General features: G+C 71.1%; 18 protein-coding genes. 6 read left to right on the top strand and 12 right to left on the bottom strand.

The features are described from left to right. Positions 1 to 12: 12 nt before the first annotated feature. Positions 13 to 1,080: a LacI family DNA-binding transcriptional regulator gene (locus ACFT2C_RS08975; RefSeq protein WP_377206713.1), complete on the bottom strand. Its 1,068-nt coding sequence runs from the start codon at positions 1,078 to 1,080 to the stop codon at positions 13 to 15. Positions 1,081 to 1,351: 271 nt separating this feature from the next. Between ACFT2C_RS08975 and ACFT2C_RS08970 the strand changes: the two genes are divergently transcribed. Both ACFT2C_RS08970 and ACFT2C_RS08965 read left to right on the top strand, forming a co-directional pair. Beyond that, on the top strand, positions 1,352 to 2,770 hold the full coding sequence (locus ACFT2C_RS08970) for an MFS transporter (RefSeq protein WP_377206690.1): 1,419 nt from the start codon (positions 1,352 to 1,354) through the stop codon (positions 2,768 to 2,770). Then, complete coding sequence (locus ACFT2C_RS08965) at positions 2,767 to 3,972, top strand: FAD-dependent monooxygenase (RefSeq protein WP_377206689.1); 1,206 nt, start codon at positions 2,767 to 2,769, stop codon at positions 3,970 to 3,972. The genes ACFT2C_RS08970 and ACFT2C_RS08965 overlap by 4 nt, the downstream gene beginning before the upstream one ends. An 81-nt stretch (positions 3,973 to 4,053) precedes the next feature. Here the strand turns inward: ACFT2C_RS08965 and ACFT2C_RS08960 are convergent, their stop codons facing one another. Then, positions 4,054 to 5,406, bottom strand: a complete 1,353-nt coding sequence (locus ACFT2C_RS08960) for an MFS transporter (protein ID WP_377206688.1) — start codon at positions 5,404 to 5,406, stop codon at positions 4,054 to 4,056. Positions 5,407 to 5,502: 96 nt separating this feature from the next. Here ACFT2C_RS08960 and ACFT2C_RS08955 point away from each other — a divergent pair, with 96 nt between their 5' ends. Further along, a complete protein-coding gene (locus tag ACFT2C_RS08955) occupies positions 5,503 to 6,408 on the top strand; it encodes a LysR family transcriptional regulator (protein WP_377206687.1) in 906 nt (301 codons plus the stop codon). Between the two features lie 94 nt (positions 6,409 to 6,502). Here the strand turns inward: ACFT2C_RS08955 and ACFT2C_RS08950 are convergent, their stop codons facing one another. From ACFT2C_RS08950 to ACFT2C_RS08940, 3 genes are all read right to left on the bottom strand, one after another. Further along, positions 6,503 to 6,967, bottom strand: a complete 465-nt coding sequence (locus ACFT2C_RS08950; RefSeq protein WP_377206686.1) for an ABC transporter permease — start codon at positions 6,965 to 6,967, stop codon at positions 6,503 to 6,505. Positions 6,968 to 7,062: 95 nt separating this feature from the next. After that, positions 7,063 to 8,586, bottom strand: a complete 1,524-nt coding sequence (locus ACFT2C_RS08945) for an alpha-L-fucosidase (protein WP_377206685.1) — start codon at positions 8,584 to 8,586, stop codon at positions 7,063 to 7,065. Between the two features lie 152 nt (positions 8,587 to 8,738). Next, a complete protein-coding gene (locus ACFT2C_RS08940; protein WP_377206684.1) occupies positions 8,739 to 12,752 on the bottom strand; it encodes a hypothetical protein in 4,014 nt (1,337 codons plus the stop codon). 294 nt (positions 12,753 to 13,046) lie between these two features. Between ACFT2C_RS08940 and ACFT2C_RS08935 the strand changes: the two genes are divergently transcribed. Continuing rightward, positions 13,047 to 14,693 (top strand): response regulator transcription factor, encoded by a 1,647-nt coding sequence (locus tag ACFT2C_RS08935; RefSeq protein ID WP_377206683.1) that lies wholly within the window; start codon positions 13,047 to 13,049, stop codon positions 14,691 to 14,693. 95 nt (positions 14,694 to 14,788) lie between these two features. Here the strand turns inward: ACFT2C_RS08935 and ACFT2C_RS08930 are convergent, their stop codons facing one another. Next, positions 14,789 to 16,822, bottom strand: coding sequence for a chorismate-binding protein (locus ACFT2C_RS08930; RefSeq protein ID WP_377206682.1), 2,034 nt, complete (start codon positions 16,820 to 16,822; stop codon positions 14,789 to 14,791). Between the two features lie 258 nt (positions 16,823 to 17,080). Beyond that, a complete protein-coding gene (locus ACFT2C_RS08925) occupies positions 17,081 to 17,755 on the bottom strand; it encodes a TetR/AcrR family transcriptional regulator (RefSeq protein WP_377206681.1) in 675 nt (224 codons plus the stop codon). A 95-nt stretch (positions 17,756 to 17,850) separates the two neighbouring features. On the opposite strand from ACFT2C_RS08925, the gene ACFT2C_RS08920 reads away from it, so the two are divergent. Both ACFT2C_RS08920 and ACFT2C_RS08915 read left to right on the top strand, forming a co-directional pair. Then, positions 17,851 to 18,774 (top strand): SDR family NAD(P)-dependent oxidoreductase, encoded by a 924-nt coding sequence (locus ACFT2C_RS08920; RefSeq protein WP_377206680.1) that lies wholly within the window; start codon positions 17,851 to 17,853, stop codon positions 18,772 to 18,774. Between the two features lie 117 nt (positions 18,775 to 18,891). Next, a complete protein-coding gene (locus ACFT2C_RS08915; protein ID WP_377206679.1) occupies positions 18,892 to 19,014 on the top strand; it encodes a hypothetical protein in 123 nt (40 codons plus the stop codon). Between the two features lie 163 nt (positions 19,015 to 19,177). Here ACFT2C_RS08915 and ACFT2C_RS08910 read toward each other — a convergent pair whose 3' ends face one another. The 5 genes from ACFT2C_RS08910 to ACFT2C_RS08890 all read right to left on the bottom strand — a co-directional run bounded on the left by ACFT2C_RS08910 (position 19,178) and on the right by ACFT2C_RS08890 (position 21,821). Beyond that, a complete protein-coding gene (locus ACFT2C_RS08910; RefSeq protein ID WP_377206678.1) occupies positions 19,178 to 19,528 on the bottom strand; it encodes a hypothetical protein in 351 nt (116 codons plus the stop codon). Positions 19,529 to 19,934: 406 nt separating this feature from the next. Further along, positions 19,935 to 20,261: a DMT family transporter gene (locus tag ACFT2C_RS08905; protein WP_377206677.1), complete on the bottom strand. Its 327-nt coding sequence runs from the start codon at positions 20,259 to 20,261 to the stop codon at positions 19,935 to 19,937. Beyond that, positions 20,258 to 20,626 carry a DMT family transporter gene (locus ACFT2C_RS08900; protein WP_377206676.1) on the bottom strand — a complete coding sequence of 123 codons (369 nt, stop codon included), beginning with the start codon at positions 20,624 to 20,626 and terminating at the stop codon, positions 20,258 to 20,260. The genes ACFT2C_RS08905 and ACFT2C_RS08900 overlap by 4 nt, the downstream gene beginning before the upstream one ends. Then, complete coding sequence (locus ACFT2C_RS08895) at positions 20,623 to 21,159, bottom strand: TetR/AcrR family transcriptional regulator (RefSeq protein ID WP_377206675.1); 537 nt, start codon at positions 21,157 to 21,159, stop codon at positions 20,623 to 20,625. The genes ACFT2C_RS08900 and ACFT2C_RS08895 overlap by 4 nt, the downstream gene beginning before the upstream one ends. 113 nt (positions 21,160 to 21,272) lie before the next feature. Then, positions 21,273 to 21,821 carry a VanZ family protein gene (locus ACFT2C_RS08890; RefSeq protein WP_377206674.1) on the bottom strand — a complete coding sequence of 183 codons (549 nt, stop codon included), beginning with the start codon at positions 21,819 to 21,821 and terminating at the stop codon, positions 21,273 to 21,275. Between the last annotated feature and the right edge of the window lie 12 nt (positions 21,822 to 21,833).

Below are 21,833 nucleotides of genomic sequence, written 5' to 3'. Positions count from 1 at the left end.
GGTCCGTCTCTCCTACCCGGCCTCCCACCAGCGGCTCGGCGCCCCACCGCCGGACCGTTGACACCGACCGGGTGCGCGCGCGAGCGTCGACTCGCGCACGACGATCCGCGCCGACATCACCTGCTCCACCACGTCGCCCACGTCCGCCCCACCGGCCTCGACCCGGCGCAGGAGCAGCTCCATGATGCGCTCGGCCATCGAGTCGTTGTCGGGGTCCATGGTGGTCAGGCGCGGGATGAGGTACTCGCCCTCGGCGTCGTTGTCGAAGCCGACCACCTGGACGTCGTCGGGCACGCGCAGGCCGAGGTCCGCCAGCGCGCGCAGGGCGCCCATCGCGGCGGCGTCGGTCAGGGCGAACGCCCCGTCGAACCGGACGCCGTCGCGGTGGAGCCGCATGACGGCCTCGTGGCCGTCCTTCGTGGTGAACGACGCGGCGTCGACGACGAGCCGCTCGTCGACCGGCAGGCCCGCCTTCGTGTGCGCGTTGCGGTAGCCACGGCTGCGGAGCGTCGCCATGCTGTCGACGCCCTCGTCCGGGCGGCCGCCGATCAGGGCGATGCGCCGGGCGCCGCGTTCGAGCATGTACGACGTCGCGAGCTCGGCGCCGCCGACGTTGTCCATCATCACGTGGTCGTACTCGCCGGCCAGCCGCCGCTCACCGAGCAGCACGACCGGGACCTCGATGCCGGCGCGGCTCACGTCCGCGGTGTCGATCTGCACCGGGCTGAACACCAGGCCGTCATACGGCCGCACCCGCTCGGCGGAGATGGCGGCGAGCTCGCCCTCCCTGCTCGCGCCGGTGCGCTCGATGATGACGTGGTACCCCCGCGCCTGCGCCAGGGTGTCCAGGCGGGCGGCGAGGTGCGAGTAGTACGGCCCGTCGAGGTGCGGAACCAGCAGGCCGATGGCGCCGCTGCGGCCGGCCCGGAGCTGGCGCGCCGTCGCGTTCACGCGGTAGCCCAGGTGGGCCACCGCCTCGAGCACGCGGGCGCGAGTGTCGTCGCTCGCACCCGGCCGCCCGTTGATGACGTTCGAGACCGTCATCTTCGAGACGCCGGCCTCGCGTGCCACGTCGCTCATCTTCACCACGCCGCCCATCATGACACCCCGCGATCGACGGCCTCGTCCGGTCGCGCCGGCGTCAGCCCATGGCTCTGATCAAGGAGGACCAGACCGCCGAACCCCCGCCCCGTTGAGTGCTGGGTATTTGTCGACTGAACCGGTCTCACTCAACAAATCCCCAGCACTCAACGATCGGGGTGGCGAGCTTTTGGCGGGAGGGGGACAGCCCCCGACTGGGGCGGCGGAGGGCACCATTTCGGGGGGCGGTGTCCGAATTTAGGTTCGAGGCATGGAGATAACTCTCGAATTCCCGCCCCCCGTCGAAGGGCGGAGCCCCGCACGCATCGGGAAGCCGGCGGTCGGAGCCCTGGGCGTCCTCGCGCTCGCCCTGGGCACCCTGCAGACCGTGGTGGACCCGGCCCGGCCCATGCTGGAGCGCGAGCTCGGCATCGACTCGGCCGGGGCGGCGCTGATCGTCAGCACGCTGCTGGTCACGGGCGCCGTCGTCGCGCCCATCGCGGGCAAGCTCGGCGACCGCTACGGCGGCAAGCGCGTGCTGCTGGTGCTGATGGCGCTGGTCTCGGCCGGCGGCCTGCTGTCCAGCCTGGCGCCGAACCTGCCGGTGCTGCTGGCCGGGCAGATGCTGCAGGGCGCGATGGTCGGCGCGCTGCCCCTGTCGTTCATCCTGGTGCGCAAGAACTTCCCGCCGGGGCAGACCCAGGTCGCCATCGGCGTGGTCAGCGCGCTGTTCACCGCCGGCGGCATCGTCGGGACGCTGACCGCCGGGCCGCTGGCCGAGGGGCTGTCCTGGCACTGGATCTTCGGGGCGCCGACGATGGTGATCATCGCGGCGACGCTCGTCGTGCACCGGCTGATGCCGGACGACCCGCCCGCCGAGCACGACACCGCCATCGACTGGCCGGGCGTGGCCCTGCTGAGCGCCACGCTGCTCGCGCTCACGCTCGGGCTCCTGGTGGTGGCCGGTGGCGGCGTGCCCCCGCTGGTGGTCGGCGTCGTCGTGCTGCTCGTGGCCGCGCTCGCCGCGGCCTGGGTGTCCGTCGAGCGCCGGGCCGTCTCGCCGATGGTCGACCTTCGCATGCTGGCGGCGCCCGCCATGTGGAGCGCGAGCGTGCTCACCGCCGGCATCGCGGCCACCTCCGCGATGCTGAACACCGTCATCCCCAAGCTGTTCGAGGTCTCCGGCGACGGCTACGGCTTCGGGGCCGGCACCACCGAGATCGGGCTGTTCATCCTGCCCGGCCACCTCGCCGGTGTGGTCGCGGGCTCGGTCGGCGGGCTGGCGGTCCAGCGCTATGGCACGCGTGCCGTGGTGACCGCGAGCGCCGTCGCCACAGCGGGCCTCCTCATCGGCGTGGCGGCGATGCACGACGCCGCGTGGCAGCTCGTCGTCGTGCGGGCCCTGGTCGCCTTCGCCGGGGGCCTGGCCACGACGGCGCTGCTCGCCAGCACCGCTACGGCGGTTGCGGCCAAGGACACCGGCATCGCGACGAGCCTGCTCGTGGTGATCCGGCTGATCGGCGCCGTCGCGGGCGGCCAGGTCGCCGGCTCGATCCTCGCCGCGGGCATCGGCTCGGTGCCGGGGCTGCCGGCCGAGTCCGCCTTCGTCACCGGCTTCGTGGTCGCGGCCGCCGTCGCCGCGCTGTCCCTGATCGTCGTCCGCTCCATGAAGAAGGAAGTCCAGGCATGACATCTCTGAACACATCCCAGCGCGAGGTCCTGATCTCCGGGGCCAGCCTCGCCGGACCCACGCTCGCGTACTGGCTGCACCGGTACGGGTTCGCGGTCACCGTGGTCGAGAAGGCGAGCGCGCCGCGCGGCGGCGGCTACCCGATCGACGTCCGCGGCACCGCCATCGAGGTGGTGCGCCGGATGGGGATCCTGCCGCAGCTCCAGCAGGCGCACATCGACACCGGGCGGTTCACCTTCCTCGGCGCCGACGGCGGTGAGGTGGTCGCCCTCCACCCGTACGCGGTGGCCGGGAGCGTCGAGGGGCAGGACCTCGAGATAGGCCGCGGGGACCTGACCGCGGCCCTGTACGCGACGGTCCGGGACGACGTGGAGTTCGTGTTCGACGACTCCGTCGACACCCTCGACGAGAACCCGCACGGAGTCGACGTCACCTTCCGCAGCGGAAAGCAGCGCACGTTCGACCTGGTGGTCGGCGCCGACGGCATGCACTCGGGCACCCGGAGGATCGTGTTCGGCCCCGAGCCGGAGTTCCACCGCTACCTGGGCTACGGCTTCGTCGTCTTTACCATGCCCAACACCTTCGGGCTCTCGCGCGAGCTCATGATGTGGAACACCCCCGGCAGGGCCGCTGCGCTCTACGCCACCGGCGAGACCCACGACGAGGTGCACGCGTTCCTGAACTTCCACCAGCCGGAGCAGCCGCTCGACGTCCTCCGGGACCCGGAGGCCCAGCGGGAGCTGGTCGCCAGGACCTACGCCGGCGCGGGCTGGGAGGTCCCCTCGCTGGTCAAGGCCATGTACGAGGCGGACGACCTCTTCTTCGACACGGCCGGCCAGATCCGCATGCCGGCCTGGTCGAGCGGGCGGGTGGCGCTCGTCGGCGACGCGGCGTACGCGCCGTCCTTCCTGACCGGGCAGGGTTCCAGCCTCGCGCTCGTCGGCGCCTACATGCTCGCCAGGTCCCTGGCCACCCACGGCGACCACGTCGCGGCGTTCTGCGCCTACGAGCGCGACACCCGGGAGTTCGTGACGATGAACCAGGCACTGGTCGACAAGGGCGGCGCCCGGCTCTTCCCCACCACCGCCGAGGCCCTGGAGCAGCGCAACGCCATGCTGCGTGACCTCGTGGCGATGCCCGCCACGACCCCGCAGCCGGCCCACTCGGCGCTCGTGCTGCCGGAGCCCGCTCCGGCTGTCTGACGCCGATCCGGCGCGTGCACGGCGCTCGACCGTGGACCACGGTCGAGCGCCGTGCTGGTTGATCTCGGCCACCGTTCCCCGTCACGCGGTCCGGATGCGGGCCGCGGAGCAGGCCAGCACAGCCGCGCAGACCGCTGCCGCGAGCGCGACGGCCAGCGCGGTCTCGCCCGCGCCGCCGTCCACCCCTGCGATCGAGCCCATGACGGCCACGCCCACCGTGGCGGCCGTCATCCGGGTCGCGTTGAGAAAGCCTCCCGCGGCACCGGCCGTGCCTGCCGGGGCGGCCCCGGTCACGAGAGCGATGAGGGCGGGGATCGCGAAGGTGACGCCGACGCCGAGGCAGGCCGACGTGACGAGCGTGAGCGCCAGGGGGGCGCCGGTCGCGGTCGCCGCGGCCAGGCCCGTCGCGCCTGTCGCCAGGAGCGCCAGGCCGATGAGGATCGGGCGGCGTGGCCCGGTCCTGGCGATGATCTTGCCCGTGAGGATCGGTACGAAGCCGAACGCGGCGGTCATCGGGACGAACGCGAGCCCGGTCTGGAGCGCGTCCAGGTGGAGGGTGCGCTGGAAGTACAGCGGGAGGACGAACAGGGTGCCCGAGACCGCGAAGTTGACGGCGCCGCCCGCGAGCAGGGCGGGGCCGACGTTGCCGGCGCGCAGCACGGCGGGGTTGAGGACGGGAGACGTGCTGCGCCGTTCCAGGCGAGCGAAGAGGGTGGCGGCGAGTGCGGTGGCGGCGGCCGAGACGGCGGCGTGGCCGGTCGCTCCGGATCCGAGTGCGATGAGTGCGTCGATGCCGAGGCCCATCGCGGCGCAGGCGGACAGCTGGGAAGCCCAGTCGATCGGGCGGTCGGTGCGGGAGCCGCGCAGGGCCGGGGAGGCGGTGAGCCCGAGGGCCACGGCGGCGAGGGGGACGTTGATCCAGAAGATCCCCTGCCAGCCCGCGAGGGCGACGACGGCGCCGCCGACGACGGGCCCGGCGGCCATCGCACCGCCACTGATCGCCGCCCATGCCCCGATGGCTCCGGCGCGGCGGCGCGGGTCGGTGTAGAGCTGGGTGATCAGGGACATCGAGGCGGGCATGCAAGCGGCGGCCGCAAGGCCCATGAGCGCCCGGACTCCGGTGAGGGCGGCCAGGTTCGGAGCGAGTGCCCCCGCCAGGGAGAGCAGGCCGAACGCGACCACGCCCGCGCGGAAGACCCGGTGGGCGCCGAACCGGTCGACGGCAGCCCCGGCGGTGAGCAGGAACGCTCCGAGCACCACCGTGTACGCCGCCACCGTCCACTGCAGGGACGAGGTGCTGGCGCCGAGCGTGTTGCTGAGGTCGGCTTCGGCCGCGGCCATGATGGTGCTGTCCAGGATGGTGAGGCCGTAGCCGATCGAGATGCCGAGCAGGATGAGCGGGTGGGTCTTCGGGGGCGCGAGCGTGGCGGTCATGGGCGCAACCCTCGCCCGCACGGGACGCGGCGCTCCACCGGCGGCCCCGAAGGCCGCGTTCGGAAGATCCGAACGCCGCTGGTGGTTGGTGCGTGCATGGAACTACGCCAGCTGCGCGTCTTCGCGGCCGTCGCCGAGCACCGCACCGTGACCGCCGCCGCCATCGCCCTGGACATGGCCCCGTCCTCGGTGTCCGAGCAGATCCGGGTCCTGGAGGCCTCGCTCGGCACCGCCCTGTTCGACCGGACCCCCAAGGGGATGCGGCCGACCGCGGCCGGAGAGCGGCTGCGCCCCTGGGCCGCGAGCCTCCTCGAAGGCGCCGAGCGGGCCCGGCGCGAGGTCGCCGACACGCAGCCCGAGCTCCGGCTGGGGGCCTTGGAGACCATCGTCGCGACCCATGTCCCCGCGATCCTCGGCAGGCTCGCCGGACGTCGCCCGGGCCTGCGCGTCGAGGTGCGGCCCGAGACCGCCCGGGACCGGCTGCTCGCCCTCGTCGCGGACGGGGACCTCGAGGCGGCCCTGCTGCTCGACACCGGCGGCAGCCTCGGCGACCTTGGCTTCGCCGCACCCGATGCGCCGCTGCGGTTCTGCGACGTCGACACCGTCCCGCTCGCCCTGATCGCCGCCCCCGGCCACCGGCTCGCCGGAGCCGCGCGGGTCGTCCGGGCCGACCTGCGCGGCGAGAAGGTCCTCACCAACTCGCCCGCCTGCACGTTCTGGCTGCGCGGGCAGCAGCTCCTCGGCTCCGAGGTGGAGCGGGTGCGGGTCGGCGGCGTCCACGTCATCAAGGCCTGGGTCGAGCAGGGCATGGGCGTCTCGCTCGTGCCCGACTTCGCCGTCACCGAGGAGCTCGCCTCCGGCAGGCTCACCCGGCTCGCCTTCGACACCGGTGAGCTCAGCCTCCGGCTGGTCTGGCACCCCGACCACGAGGCCGTCCCGGGCCTGAAGGAGCTCCTGTACGCGGCCAGTGCGGCGACCGGTCGGGCCGCAACGCAGGTCTGAGCGTCCACGTCGTCGCTCTCGCTACCGCTCGGTTCGTCGCCCCGCCGAGGCGGCGGGAGCGACGAACCTGGGGGCGACGACCGGGCGGGGACAGCTACTCGACGGCGACCGCCGACTCGGCCGGCCGGCCGCGCGTCGCCTGCCACGCGGGCAGCAGCGTGGCGCCGACGGTGATCAGGACGACCAGCCCGACGATCGCCGCGTAGACCAGCGGGGATCCGGCGGGGATCACCGAGCCGAGGCGCTTGACGCTGACCGGGACCAGGATCCCGAGCGCAGCGATCGTGCCCAGTGCGACGCCGGTGACGGCCACGATCGCGGCCTCCGTCCCGACCATCTGCATCACCTGACGGCGGGTCGAGCCCACGAGCCGCTGCAGCCCGAACTCGCGCCGGCGCGCCGCCGTGCTGGACACCCGGGTGTTGATCATGGTGATCGCCGCGTACCCGACGAGCATGAGCACCATGATGTAGATCGCGTAGGACGCGGTCCCCGCCGGGTTGTGCGGGCACAGCGACGACGCTACGAAAATGCGCGTCTGGCCTGCTATGGGGCCCACCCGTGAGCAGCAGGGGGGATATCCACACCCCGGCGCCCTGGACGTCCTCGACGCGCAGGACGCCCAGGGGACCACGGGGAGCGCCGGACACGCTGTCAGTGCAGGAAGTCCGTGCGCGGCTGGACCTCCTCGGGCTCGAGGAACAGCTTCACCACCGCGGGACCCGTCGTTCGCACGATCAGCTCCCCTGCGGTCTGCTCCCAGTCGACGGGCCCGGACCCGCCGAGCACCGTCACCTCCTTGATCGGGCGCGTCAGCAGGCCGGCACCCCGGCCGAAGGCCCGGATCCGCAGGACGCCGTCGACGGGCTCGGCCAGCGGGATCGCGTAGACGTACTCGCCGGTCACGTGCTGCCGTGCCGTGAACCGGAAGTCGGCACCGGTGAACGCACGGTCCTCGCCGTCGACGAACGAGCCCACCGCGACCTCCGTCGGCCCCTCGCTCGCGATCACCCACGGCCTCGTGCCGTAGATGGCCTCGCCGTTGCGGTCGAGCCAGGCCCCGACCTCACGCAGCAGGGTCTGCTCCTCGTCCGGGATGGTGCCGTCCGGCTTGGGGCCGATGTTGAGCAGGAGCACGCCGTTCTTCGAGACGACGTCCGCGAGCTCGGCGATCAGGTCGTCGGCCGACTTGTACACGTGGCCGTCCACCCACGCCCACGAGGTCTTCGACACGGAGGTGTCGTTCTGCCAGACCTGCGGCCGGATAGCGCCCATCGTGCCGCGCTCGATGTCGTACACGGCCGATCCCTCGGCGAACGCGTCCCACTTGTAGTTGATGACCACCTCGCGTCCCCACTGCGCCGCGCGGTTGTAGTAGTACGCGGCGAGCTGCGCAAGGTACGGCTTGAAGGCCGGCTGCTCGATCCACCAGTCGAACCACAGCACCTGCGGGCGGTAGCGGTCGATGATCTCCACGGTCCGCAGCAGCCAGTCCTCCAGGAACCGCTCGTGCGGCGCGGTCTCCTCGCGCTGCGCGGGGCCGTAGAAGTCCTGGTACTCGGGGACGAGGACGTCCGAGTCGAACCGCGCGCCGCCGTTCATGAAGAACCAGTGCTCCGCGCGGTGCGTGGACGCGCCGCGCACCATCCAGGCCCGGTCGGTCGCCTCGGCCAGGTCCCCGAACACGTCCCGCTCGGGCCCCATGCGGGCGGCGCTCCAGCGCGAACGATCGGTGTCGTACATGGCAAACCCGTCGTGATGCTCGGCGACCGGGACGACGAACTGGGCGCCCGCGCGCCGGAACAGCTCGGCCCACGCGTCCGGGTCGAACCGCTCCATGGTGAAGGACGGGATGAAGTCCTTGTAGCCGAAGTCGCGGTGCGGGCCATAGGTCGCCACATGGTGCTCGAACTCGGAAGTCCCCGGCTGGTACATCGCCCGCGAGTACCACTCGTTGTTGAAGGCGGGCACGGAGTAGACGCCCCAGTGGATGAAGATGCCGAACTTGGCGTCCTCGTACCACCGCGGCGGGGTATAGGCCCGCAGCGAGTCCCAGTCGTCGCGGTAGGGGCCGGCGTCGATGACGGCGCGGACCTCGGCGAGGGCGCTCGCGTTGTCGGAGACGTCGACCGCGGGCGGCAGCGCCGCGGGGTCGATCGGGGGCAGCGAGTGGGTCACAGGGAGGTCCCTTCGTAGGCGGGGATCAGCTGCCGCCGCGAGCTGCTCGGCGCTGAGCGAGGACCAGGATGACGGGCGGGAAGGTGACTGTGCAAATGAAGGCCCTGCCCACGACCTGGTCGGCCGTGGGCAGGGCTTCCGGTCTCAGCTCGTCAGCCGATGGTGCGGCGGTGACGCGAGACGATGATCGCCAGCGCGCCGAGCAGGATCAGGAGTGCACCTCCTGCGGCGATCCAGCCGATGTCGGCGCCCGTCATGGCAAGGGGCGGCGGGTCACTCGGTGTCCCGAGGTCTCCGGGGTCCCCGGGACCACCGAGGTTCCCGGGATCGGCCGACGCCCCGGGCTCGTCCGGTGCCGCGCAGGCGTCCGCGGCGTCGGTCAGGTCGTTGTGCGCGATGCCGGCGGTGTTCGCGAACCCGCCCGGCTTGCCGGAGCCGGGCTCGGGGCACGTGAAGGTGGACCCGTCCGTCGCATCGTCCTTGACCGTGGCCTGGACCTGCACCCGGTAGGTGTGCTTGCCCCCAGCGGGCAGGGCCACGTCGGCGGCCACCACGTTCGCGTCCTTGCCCTCGATACCCTGGCCCGTCCAGGACGTGGCAGCGGTCACGCCCTTGGGCGTCGCCGTCACGTGCGCGGAGGTGACGGTGATGCCCGCACCGAACCGGAGGCGGTCGGTGAGCGTGTACGTGCCCTCGGCGTCACCGGTGTTGACAGCCGCGATCGCGTACGTGATCGTCCACGTCCCGTCCTTGCCGGCAACAGGGTCGCCGACCACCGACTTGGTGATGCCGATGGACGGGATCGGCGCGCACGCCTGATCCTCCTCGACCGCACCTGCCGAGTCCGTCATCGCGGACGTGTTGTTGAACGCCGTGTCGGAGTCGTCACCCTCGGGGCCGCAGGCGGTCGGGTCGTCCGTGCTGCCCGCGCCGGGCACCTGCAGCGGGACGTCCGCGATCACGGTCAGCACGTACTCGTGCGGTGCGTATCCGTCGTCCTCGTCACCGACGAGCGGCACCTCGGACGCGATGTTCAGGTTGCCCTGACCGTCCCATGCGGGCTCGGCCAGAGTCACGCCGTCCGGCGACTGGGTCACCTCGGCCGAGACGATGGTCGCCTCCTCGGCGAAGTGCAGCTCGTCGTCCAGCGTGTACGACGCGGACACCGCCGTCGTGTTGCTCACCTCGATCCCGTAGACGACCTCCCACTGACCGTCGCCGACCGGCTTCGCCGAGATCAGCGTCTTCTCGTGCGTCAGGTCGCCCTCCATCTCGAGCCCCGCCGGATCGCAGTTGATCGTCGGGGCCAGCTCGGAGTCGTCGGGGACGTCCGCGGCACCGCACGCCGTGTTCACCATCGTGGCGGGGCCACTCTCGTCGAGGACGGTCTCGAACTCGTGGACCTCCTGGTCGCCAGGAGCGAGCTCGGCCACCGTGAACGAACCCTCGGGGAACAGGTCGTCGGTGATCACCAGGTTGGTCAGAGTGCCCTGGCCGGTGTTCTCGACCACGATCCGGTACGGAACCGTGTCCCCCGGCTTGTACGTGGGGTAGTCCTCCACGGTGTTCGCGTCGCGCCACTCACCGCTGGAGTCCTGCACGTACTTCTTCAGCGACGCCGAGTAGTAGTTCGCCACGGTGATCGGGGCCGAGGTACGCATCACCAGCTCGGTGTGGCCGTCACGAGCCTGGGCCCGGTTGACCAGCATGTCGCCGCCCTCGACGCCGTCCGTCTCGACCTCGACCGTGAACGCCTGTGTCGCCCCGGGCGCCAGCTCCAGCCCGATCACCCGCACTGCCGTCGCGTCCGGGGTGAACGTCGTGGTCCAGCCGACGGAGTTACCTGCCGGGTCGCCTGCGGCTCCGTTGGACTCGTCCCCCGGGTCGTCGCTGAGCGAGGCCGGGTCCGCCGTCGTGTAGTACACGGTGGTGCCCGCGACCGCGTCCACGCCGGTCAGCGAGTAGTCACCGGCGAAGTCCGTCCCGCGGTCGTCGCCGTTGTACGGCAGGATGTCGATGGCGTCGGTGAACGACTGCGCCAGCGGGTCGAACGACCGCAGCGTCACCGTCCACGAACCCGCACCCACGCCGTCGCCGGCCACGTTCGGGATGAACGGTGTGTCCGCCGACTTCCCGATCGTCGTGTAGCCCGACGTCGAGACCGTCACCTGCGCGGTAGCCGTCCTGCTCTGGCCGCCGAACGTGGCCGTGACGGTGTTCTCCAGCGTCATGCCTGGTTCGACCGAGTCATCGGCCACCGCCTGATAGGTCAGAGGCACGTTCGTGTTCGTGGGTACCCCGTCGAGCGTCCACGTCAGGACCTGCTGACCGTCACCGTTGGTGCTGACCACCGGCTCGGGCGCCGCAGAACCAGTCACGTACGTCATACCGAGAGGCAACGTGTCCACGAGCTGGAAGTCGTCAACAGTCTCCGGGATCGAACCCGCACCGTTCGCCGAGTACGTGAGCGTGTACGTCGCCGGCTGACCGGGTGTGACCACGCTGCGATCCGCCGACTTGGAGACGGCCGGCGTCGCCGTGATCACCCGGACGACGTCGCGGAACCCGGTGGTGCAGGGATACCGGAGATCGGGTGTGTCCAGGATGCAGCCCGTCCCGTCCCACCAGTCGTCGGCGGGGTCGAGGTCGACGATGCCCGAGAAGAAGGACCACACGTCGGTGCCGACGGGGGTGTCCGGCTTGATGGTCTGGAACACCACCGGAGTGATGTGGGAGAGGCTCGTCGCCTCGGCGGCTCCCTGGGTCAGGATGACCCGGACGGCACGCACCTGGCTCAGGTCGGACGGCAGCGTCGTACTCCAGGCGCCGTCGCCACCGCAGTAGAACGCGTCGGGGTCGTAGGAACCGCCGGCCGGGTCGAGGGTCGGGTCGCCGCCCGTGTAGTACTCCACCGTCGCGCCGTCCACGCCACCCGGCGGGTTACCCCACTGGAGGCTGTGGAACGTCACGTACCGGGTGTCCAGCGCGGCGCACATCCCCACGAGGTCGTCGTCGGGCCGGGCCGTGTGCAGCTGGTAGGCCGTGTCCATGTACTGGCCGATCGTCGTCCCGGCCGCCACGTAGTACGTGTCGTCCCACGTGGTGCCACCGCTGCCCGTGTAGCCGCGACCCCAGCCCGAGGAGTACGTGCCCGGAGTCGTCCATGCCTTGGACTCGGCGTTGTTGTCGGGAACGTCCTGCGCGGTGAGACCCGTCGTCGACGTGTAGGTCGGAGCGCTCGAGGTCAGCTCCGCCGAGCCGGAGCTCGTCGTGAGCACCCGCACCCAGACGGATCCGGAAGCGAGGGCGACCTCGTCGACGGGCAGTCGCTGCCCCGCGGAGTCGAGGGTCGGCGGTTCGGTCGGCTCGTAGTCGATGCCGCTGAGCGTCAGCTGGAAGGTGCCGGGTCCCGTCTGCGTGATCGTGCAGCTGTCCACGAACGAGGTCATCCGGTCCGCCGGGTGATCGCCGCCGGACCACGGGTGGCCGTTGGCCGGCGGGGCGATCGAGTAGGGCGTGCAGCCCTGGGGGGCGACCTCGATCGCGCCACCCTGCTGCGAGTCGATCGTGAGGTCGTAGGTGATCGACTGAGGGCCAGGATCACTGCGCCGCGCGATGCTCAGCGTCCACTCGTAGTCGACCTCGAAGTACCCGTCACCCTGGGCGAAGTTCGCGGCACCCGTATCCCACCGCATGTCCATCCCGAACTCGTTGACGATGTCGATCGGGACCAGGTCGGCGGTCTGCCCGGCGATGGTGCCCGACGCCGAGAGCTGGCTCCCGGTCGGCCCGTCCGCCTCGATCGGCGTCTGGATCACGACGGCGGTGCCCTGGTGCTTGGTGCCGAGGTTGCAGGTGAGGGTCGCGCCGTCCGCGGAGATCGCCGAGGCCGGGTCGACGCCGTCGGTGAGGCACGCGTCCGGCAGCTCGCCGAAGACGCCGTTCTCGAGCGTGACGCTGAAGGTCACGTTGTCGACCGGCTCGTTCGACGGCGCCGCGGCGTCGTCGTTCACGTTCACCCGCCACACGCCGGTGACGACGTCGCCGGACGTCACGACGGTCGGCGTGCCTGCCTCCCACTCGCCGGTGATCTCGTAGACGGGCGCCGCGGCCGCCGGCGCCGCCGTCGCGGCCACGAGCCCGGTGCAGGCCGTCACCGCGGCCATCGCGCCACCGATCAGGCGTCTCAGGAGACTGTGGCGAGCGCCGCGTGACTCCTGCGTTCCCGCCGAGTGGCGCTTTCTCGTGCGACCGGTGCGACCTTCAGACGAACGCTGCATGGATGTCCCTTCCTGTTCGCACGCGCCCCTCGCGTGCTCCCGCACCTCCCATAGGACGTCGAGGAGCGCGCCATGTGTCGGCTGGACTGGCAAAGATCATCAGTTGTGTCATCAGTTCTGACATCGAATTCACCCGGCCTGCCTGCGCGGCGACATCGTTGTCGAGGCAGGATCCGAAGTGTGGCCACTTCACCCGAAATACCGGACTTGCCGAGCGACACAGTGATCCGCGCAGGGCTTCGATCCGGTGACCTGGACCGGATAGAGGCTCTGTTCGACAACCTCTGGTACGACCTGGCGAACACGTTCGCGCCTGAGATGCTGCGCGCCGTGGACGGGGTTCCCGCCGCGGTGTTCGAATCTCGTCCGCGCCTGTTGCACGCCGTCCTGCTCGCCTACCAGCGCACGGGTTTCGCCGCGGGAAACCACCAGCAGCTGCGCCGGACGCTCCAGTTCTACGTGGTGACGGGCCAGCGCTACGGCAAGCGGCTGGGATCGTTCACTCGGTCCGGCGATCTGGTGACCGCGGGTGCGGCCGCCGTCGTCTCCGGGCGCGCGCGCGGGGACTTCAACGGGGCCGAGTACCTGGGCGCGTGGACGGACGCGGCGATCACGCTGGGGGCGACACAGCCAGCGCTGCCCTGGGCTGCCGTCCGAGCCGCAGCTCGTCCTGGATGGCTGTCGGCCGAACGCGGGCTCACCGCGACGCTCGCCGGTTCACTGGACAGAGCGACCCGGCTGTTCACACGCGCCCACGGCGAGGCGGGCGACCCGCCGTACGCCCACTTCGCGGGTACGAGCGCCGTCGCGAATCTCGCGCTCCTCGCCGCCTACCGCGGCCACCTGGATCTCGCCCGCACCTGGCTCGATACGCTCGACCGCTTGGGGCCGCTCCACGACTGGATCGAGCACGAGACGACACTCGGCGCGAAGATCTCCCGCGCCCTCATCGCGGTCGACGAGGGCGACACCGACACAGCGGCCGGGGTGCTCGAACGGATCGGACCGGCGACGCAGAGCACGGAGCTCTGGCCTTTCGTGGCCTTCGCGAACGCCGGCTACGAGGCGCACTTCGGCGACCCCCACAAGGGCCTGCGCATGCTCGACACCGCCCGCCAGCAGCACGGTGCCCTCCGCCCTGACCCGACGACGATGACGGGAGAGCTCGTCCTGCGCGCCGAGGCGAAGCTCCTCCTGCGCACCGGTGCCGGCACCCGCGTGCTCCATCTTGCGGACCGCCACGCCGAGGTGGAGTCGCTGATGCTGTTCGCCTCCTGGGCCCACCTCCTCGCCGGGGAGCACCACGAAGCGATACGCCTGTCGTCGGAAGCGCTCCAGCACAACGATCTCCCGGTGAACGACCAGATGGGCCACTACCTGGTGCTGGCCACCGCGGACCTGAGGACCGGCCACCCCGAGCGCGCCGCGGCGTCGTTCCTGTCCGCGATACGCCTGCGTTCCACGCCCGCGCACATCTCGCCGTTCCTCACGCTAAGGTCCGGCGAGCTCGACCAGCTCGCACGGCTCGCCCAGGTCACCAACCCGCTGCACAACGGCACTGCCGCCGCACGGTACAACGCCCCGCCGTCAGGCCCGCTGGTGCACCTCACCCCGCGCGAGGGCGAGGTGCTCCGCGCGCTGAGCGCGGGTCTGACCGCCGAGCAGACGGCGGCGCGGTTCGGCGTCTCGGTGACGACCGTGCGGACCCAGATCCGCAGGATCTACCAGAAGCTACGGGTCTCGCACCGCAAGGAGGCGCTGGCGAAGGCCCAGCATCTCGGGCTCCTCCGCTCTCCACGATTCGTGTCGCAGGGCCACGGCGGATGAGATCACATCGGATGGTCCGGCTCGCCTGTGGGGTCGGCGTCACGATCTGGACCATGACGCCGACCCGCGGAAAGGCACTCGGCCCGCCAGGGACGTCAGCGTGCCGGGGACGGCTCCGCCGGGACGCCCAGGACGTGCCGGGTCAGGGTGTCGAGGACGGTGAGGCCGTCGGCCGAGAGCACCGATTCGAGGTGTCCCTGCACCGAGGCGACGCCGGGGCCGCGCAGGGCCGTGAGCACGCCGTCCGCGTCGAAGGACGGTTCCAGGGCGAGCCGGGCCACGGGATTGTCGGCGGCCGCAGCGACGGTGGTCGTGACCTGCGCGCCGAAGGTGTTGTAGTAGCCGATGGCGGCCGTGGTGCCGAACACGTCGGCGTCGAGCCGCACGCCCTGGCGCGGCGCGGGCAGCGCGTCGATCGGGAAGCCGGCGAGGCCCGCGAGCACCTGGTGGCTGAGGCAGACCGCGAGCAGCGGCCGCCCCGCGGCGACACGCTCGCGGATGCGCCGCGCGATGGAGGCGATGCGCGGGTCGTCGAGGTCGCGCGGGTCCCCCGGTCCGGGGCCGAGCACGACGAGATCGTCCGCCAGCACGTCGTCGACGGCGTCCCACCGGACCATGCGGGCGTTCATCCCGAGGTGGCGCAGCTGATGCGCGAGCATGGTCGTGAACTGGTCCTCGTGGTCGACGATCAGGACGTTCGGGCCGGCCGACGCCGTCGCCGCCGCCGCGGGGGCGGCGTCCTGCGGGCGCACCCAGAACCCGGCGAGCTGACCGTTGCGGGCGGTCAGCGCCTCGGCGACGCCGGGCTGCGCGTTCAGGTCGACGGCGACGTCGGGCCCGGCGCCGCGCGGCACCAGCCCGAGCGAGGCCAGCACGCCGGACGCCTTGGCCCGCGTCTCGGCGACCTCGTGCTCGGGGACGGAGTGGCGCACGAGGGTCGCCCCGGCCGGGACGGACACGCGGCCGCCGTCGTGCAGATAGGCCGTGCGAATGAGGATCGGGGCGTCGAGGGAGTAGGCCGCGGGGCCCGACGCCGTGGGCTCAGCGGCCTCGGGCTCGAAGAGGGCGAGGAACCCCGAGTAGTAGCCGCGCGGGCGCGTCTCGTGGCGGGTGATGACCGTGCAGGCGTTCTCCATGGGCGACCCGGTCACGGTGGGCGCGAACATCGTCAGGCGCAGTGCCTCGCGCGGGTCGAGGGTGGTACGGCCCTCCAGCAGGTACTCGGTGTGGCTGAGGCGGGCCATCTGCTTGAGGTAGGGGCCGACGATGCGCCCGCCGTCCGGGCAGAGCGCGCTCATCATCTTCATCTCCTCGTCGACCACCATGAAGAGCTCCTCGTTCTCCTTGGTGTCGCGCAGGAAATCGAGGACGCCGTCGCGCGTGGGGCCGGTCGCCGGATGGCGGTACGTGCCGCTGATCGGGTTCATCCGGGCCACGCCGTCGTGCAGGGTCAGGTGCCGCTCGGGCGTGGCGCCCGCCATGGACAGCGCCTCGGCGGCAGGGCCTGAGGCGGCAGAGCCTGAGGCGGCAGGGCGCGACGTCGCAGGCGCCGGCGCGTGCACCGCGAACGTCCAGTACGCGCCGATCTCGTGCGTGAGGAGCGCGCGGAACCACGACGCCAGCGTGGCTACGGGCGCCGCGTCGGTACGAGCCTCGAAGCGGCGCATCACGACGAAGTTGGCGCCCGCGCCCCGCCCGATCTCGTCGTCGATCACGCGGCGCACGATGCCCGCGTACTCCTCGTCGGGGATGTCGAAGCCGAGCGGTTCGGCGGCGACAGGCTCGGGCGGGAGCACAGCGACGGCGTCCGCCACGGAGACCCGCTCCGACTCGCGAATGACGAGGCAGCGCAGGGGCGCGCCGTCGTCGTGGACGGTGAACCCGCGCTCACGCGCCTGACGGAACGGGACGACGGCGAGCACCGGCGCGCCGGCGAGCGGGATGTCGCGCAGGAGGTCGGCGTCGACGACGTCGCCGACCAGCACCTCGACCTCGGTGCCGCCCTCGCGGCGCAGGAGCGCGAACGGGAGCGAGCCGTCGGAGGCCAGGACCCGGTCGAGGAGGGGATGGCTGGCGGTGGAGGTGCCGTTGGAGCGGGCGATGCGGGTGGAGCCAGGGATGCGGGACATGCGAGGCCTCTCGGTTTCGGGGTGCCCGCCCCGGACCGACCGCCTCGTGGGGAAACACGAAACGACCGCCTCGGGGCGAGGCGGTCGTTTCGACGTGTGGATGCGTCGCGAGCCCGCCTATTCGGCGGGCCACCAGTCCTGGCTGATCAGGTGCGACGTCATGGCCGGAACGTTAGCCGAGCGCGGCACCGGATGTCCACAGGGAGCAGGCGTGCCCCGCTGAAGAGGTGGAACCGAGCCCAGGCCGAACGTCGCGGGTCAGCGAGCGTCGGACCGCGCCAGAGCGCCCCTGATCAGCATGGCGACGGCGCTCTCCAGGTCGGAGGGCAGGGCCGGTGCGAGCCGGGCCAGCGCGGGGTCGGCCTCGTAGGCCGCGAGCACGCTGGCGGACGGCCGGCAGTACGTCGACATCGCGCCCGCCAGGATCAGGGTCGTCATGCACACGGTCCTGGCGCCGTCGCCGAGCTCCGGCACGTGGCGGTGGATCATCTCGACCGCGGCCCCCAGCGTGTCGATGGCGGACTTCTTGTGGCGCACGACGACGTCGACGGACACGTTGTGCTCCAGGACTCCTGCCTGCGCGTTGGCGAGATCGCACAGCACCGTGTGGCGCGCCAGCGACCCGGCGAGAACCGCGGCCATCCGGTCGCCGCGCTCCCTTGCCGAAAGGTCGGGGTCGACGTCGGCGTCGAGCTCGTCCGACACCTCCGCGAGCCACGCCCGCAGGGCGCTGGCCAGCAGCTCGAGCAGTATCGCCTCGCGGGACTCGAAGTAGCGCAGCACGTTCGACTTGGCCAGCCCGACCCTGCGGCTCAGCTCGTTGAGCCCCACCTCGGCCACGGGCATCTCGTCGAGCATCGCCATCGCGGTGTCGAGGATCGCCGTGCGCCGGATCTCCCGCTGCTCCTCGCTGCGCGCTCGCTGGAATGTCACGTCCGCCAGTTTACAGACCGGCAGTCTGTTGACAACAGACCGATGGTCTCTTACGGTCGGAACCACAAGAGACCAGCGGTCCGTAAAAAGGGAGCATGACCATGAGCGAGCAGTGGACCGAGCGCGACATCCCCGACCAGAAGGGCCGGGTCGCCGTGGTGACCGGCGCCAACACTGGCCTCGGCTTCGAGACGGCGCGGGCCCTCGCGGAACACGGGGCGACGGTGGTGCTGGCCGTGCGCGACGTCGAGAAGGGCAAGAAGGCGGCCGCCCGCATCTCCGGCGACGTCCGCGTGCAGGCACTGGACCTGACCTCGCTGGAGTCCGTCCGCGACGCGGCGGCAGAGCTGCACGCCACGCACACCTCGATCGACCTGCTGATCAACAACGCCGGCGTGATGATGCCGCCCAAGCAGACCACGCGGGACGGCTTCGAGCTGCAGCTCGGCACCAACCACCTCGGTCACTTCGCGCTGACCGGGCTGCTGCTGGACCTGCTGCTGCCGGTGCAGGGCTCCCGGGTGGTGACGGTCAGCAGCATCGCCCACCGCGTCCGGGGCGCCGCGATCCAGTTCGACGACCTGCAGTGGGACCGGTCCTACGACCGGGCCGCGGCCTATGCGCAGTCGAAGCTCGCGAACCTGCTGTTCGCCTACGAGCTCCAGCGCCGCCTCGCGCCGCGCGGCACCACGGTCTCCGTCGTCGCGCACCCCGGCCTCGCCAGCACCGAGCTGGTCCGCGACCTGCCCGCCGCCGTCCGCCTGATCGCGCCCGTCATCGCCCCCCTGGTCAGCCAGAGCCCGGCCGGAGGGGCGTTGCCCAGCCTGCGCGCCGCCACCGACCTGGCGGTCCTCGGCGGGCAGTACTACGGCCCGGACGGGCAGGGCGAGCGCCGCGGGAACCCGCACGTGGTTGCCTCGAGCCCGCAGTCCTACGACGAGTCCCTCCAGCAGCGCCTGTGGACCGTCTCCGAGGAGCTCACCGGCGTCACTTTCCCCGTGCCTGTTGCAGCGCCCTGAAGTCGTCTTTCCAGGCATAGCCCGGCGTCGACATGCCGTCGCCGCTCGGCTGCACGGTCAGATCGGCGAACGCGCTGTTCAGCAGGCGCTCCAATCAGCCGTCATCGAAGGGATCTGGTGAGGTCCGCCAAGCTGGACCCGATCGAGGGCCGGTCCGACCCGGACGCCGACTACCTGGACATCATGCGCGAGAACCTGGCCGCACTCGAGAACGGGCTCGTGTGCGAAAGCGGAAGGTAGGGACGATTCCCCATGAAAAGTTGCTCGGCCCTTTGTCCTATTGCAGAAAAGACGCCTTCCGTGAAAGTACGGTCGCAGCCTTCGGCAGGCGCGATCGCCTTCAACGAAAGGCGTCTTCTCCTGTTCAGGTAGCCACACAGATCACGCTACCCACGGATCTGAGTCAGGGTGCAGCGTAGAGCACGACCTTGAGTGTCGCGTTGTCCCCCCCGCTGTCCTCCTTGCTGGCGGTGAAGCCCGGCGGCGTCTGCACGGAGGTCTCGTCGGCACCCACGAAGGGATTGTCCCAGTAGATCAGGAAGTCGCCAGAGCTGGAGGTGTAGGTGACCCGGCCCTCGGTGCCGGTCATGAAACCGTCGGACTCGCTACCGAAGTGGGCCGTGCTGGAGTTCCCGATGACGTCGGGCGGCGCGTCGGTCCACCGTCCGCGTATGAGTTCGGTCTTTTCGGGGTCCAACCGGAGCGCCAGTCCCGTGAGGTTGGTTAACTGGATCAAGTATGACCTTGCTGCCATGATGAGACTCCTTCGACTCTTGGCGCGCTCGGCCGATGTGTGCCCGGTCGAGCGGGTCGGCTTGTTGTGCGTGATGCACGCCATCGGTGAGGCGTACTACGCCGGGTAGACCACTCGATCCCGCCCGAGGAAACGAAAATCTGTCGCGGCAAGGGTGTGGTCGATTTTGATTCCGTGTACGGAATCGCACGGGCGCCAAACTACCGTGTGGGGTCTTTGACAGGGCATTACAGCGCCGATTTGATCCGGATCGTGAGGCGTGGGAAAATCCGGGTAGAATTGATCCATATTTCTGGTGATGTAGGAGGGCAATTCTTAGCGAAATGACATCTAGTCCGACAAATCATTGAGGAAGCGCCGCCCTGGTGAGTGCGCTACCGGGGTGAGGATCCCTTCGGGGTGGCCGTCAGTGGGCCTGGGAGCCGAGCTCGATGACGAAGACCCCGATCGCGATCAGGACGATCCCGGCGGTCATCCGCCAGGTGAGCCTCTCCTGGAAGAACACGCGGGCGCCGATGGCGGTCAGGGCCACGCCACAGGCGGCCCAGATGCCGTACGCGATGCCGACGGGCATCCCGTTCGCGAGGGCCAGGGTCAGCAGCCCGAACGCGGTGAGGTAGAAGACGGCGACCGGGGCGATCCACGCCTTCTTGCGCAGGCCCTCGGAGGCTCGCAGGGACAGGGTCGCGGCGACCTCGGTGAGGATGGCGCCGGCCAGGACGAGCCAGGTCATCGGATCTCCTTGACGGTCTCGGCCGGTTCGGCGGGTTCGGCGGCGGGCGTGTCGTGCCCGGTCTCGACCAGGACGACGCCCGCGATCACCAGGGCGATCCCGATACCGATCGTGAGCGTGAACGGCTCCCCGAAGATGACCGAGGCGATGACGGCGGTCAGGGCCACGCCGGCGGCCGCCCAGATGCCGTAGACGACGCCGATCGGTGCGCCGAGCCGGAGCAGCAGCGACAGAGCCACGAACGCACCGCCGTAACCCGCGACCGCGAGGATCCACCACCAGGGGTTGTCGATCGCCGCACTCAGGGCGAGGGTCGCGGTCACCTCCAGGAGGATGGCGCCGGCCAGGACGAGCCACTTCTTCATGCGGACACCTCCTCGATCAGGCCGGTCAGCGTGCCGAGCACGGCAGCACGCTGCGCGGGTGTCACCGTCAGGATGCTGGTCGCCTCCGCGATCCACAGGCCGTTCGCGGCCAGCCACGCCAGCAGGAGGGGCGTGGTGTCGGTGCCCTCGCCGAACCCGAACCAGTCCCGCAGGTAGGCCAGCCACGGGGCCGAGAGCTGGGGGCGCCGGACCGCCTCGGTGAACACGACGAACTCGCCCTGGGTCACCCCGCCCTGCCCGGCGAAGCTCACGAAGGCCTGCACCCGCTGGGCCAGTGTCGACTCCTCGAACGGGACGGCGAGCACCTCGCACAGCTCGGCCTGCCACCGGTCGATGACGTGCTCGATGACGCCGATCATCAGCGCGTCCTTCGACGGGAAGTGGTACATGAGCCCGGCTTTGGTCAGGCCGGCCTCGCGGGCGACGGACTCGTAGGTGATGTCGGCGCCGCCCACGGCGTCGACCACGCGCAGGGCGGCGTCAAGGATGTCGGTGCGGGAGCTCTGCCTCATGAGCAATGTTTACCGTACGTACGGTAAACATAGCAAGGCCTGTGCGGGTGCGGTGGGTCGTGTCACAGGGAGGGCGCGGCGGCGAAGTTGTCGCCGCCGCCGGCCGGATCAGATCAGCGGCCTGCCGGCGCGGCGGCGTCGCGGTCCTCGGCCGCGGTGCGCGTGCCGATGCGCTTCGCGAGCGCCAGCACGCCGAGGGCGAGCAACGCCCCGGCCGCGGCGCCCAAGGTGTTGATGACCCAGTCGTCGGTGTCGCAGGCACGCCCGAGGGCGGGAATCAGCCCTTGCAGTGCTTCGACGAGCGCCGACAGGCCCGCCCCCGCCACGAACAGGACCAGCGGGCGTCGGGTGGCCAGGGCCGCGAAGAAGACTGGCACGAGGAACAGCGCCATGTTTGCCAGCTCGAGGATGTTCAGGCTCGGCACGCCGAACTGGACTGCGCAACGTATGCCGTCGGAGTCGCTGGGCGTGAACTTGAAGTCGGGCACGAGGGTGAGCCCGAGGACCGGCAGTACCGCAAGCACCGCGAGTGTCCGGAGGGCAGGACGGCCGTACCGGGAGCTGCGCACCAGCACGAATCCGAGGCCGATGCACAGCAGACCGATCAACGAGAGCGCCGTATAGGCGAACGGCCTGTTGAACATCAGGAAGTCGTAGATCATCAGGGCGGATCT

It is taken from the genome of Promicromonospora sp. NPDC057138, from assembly GCF_042670845.1.
Classification (GTDB): domain Bacteria; phylum Actinomycetota; class Actinomycetes; order Actinomycetales; family Cellulomonadaceae; genus Promicromonospora.
The sequence above is the reverse complement of the archived record's forward strand: the minus strand, read 5'-3'. Positions and strand labels throughout refer to the sequence as shown.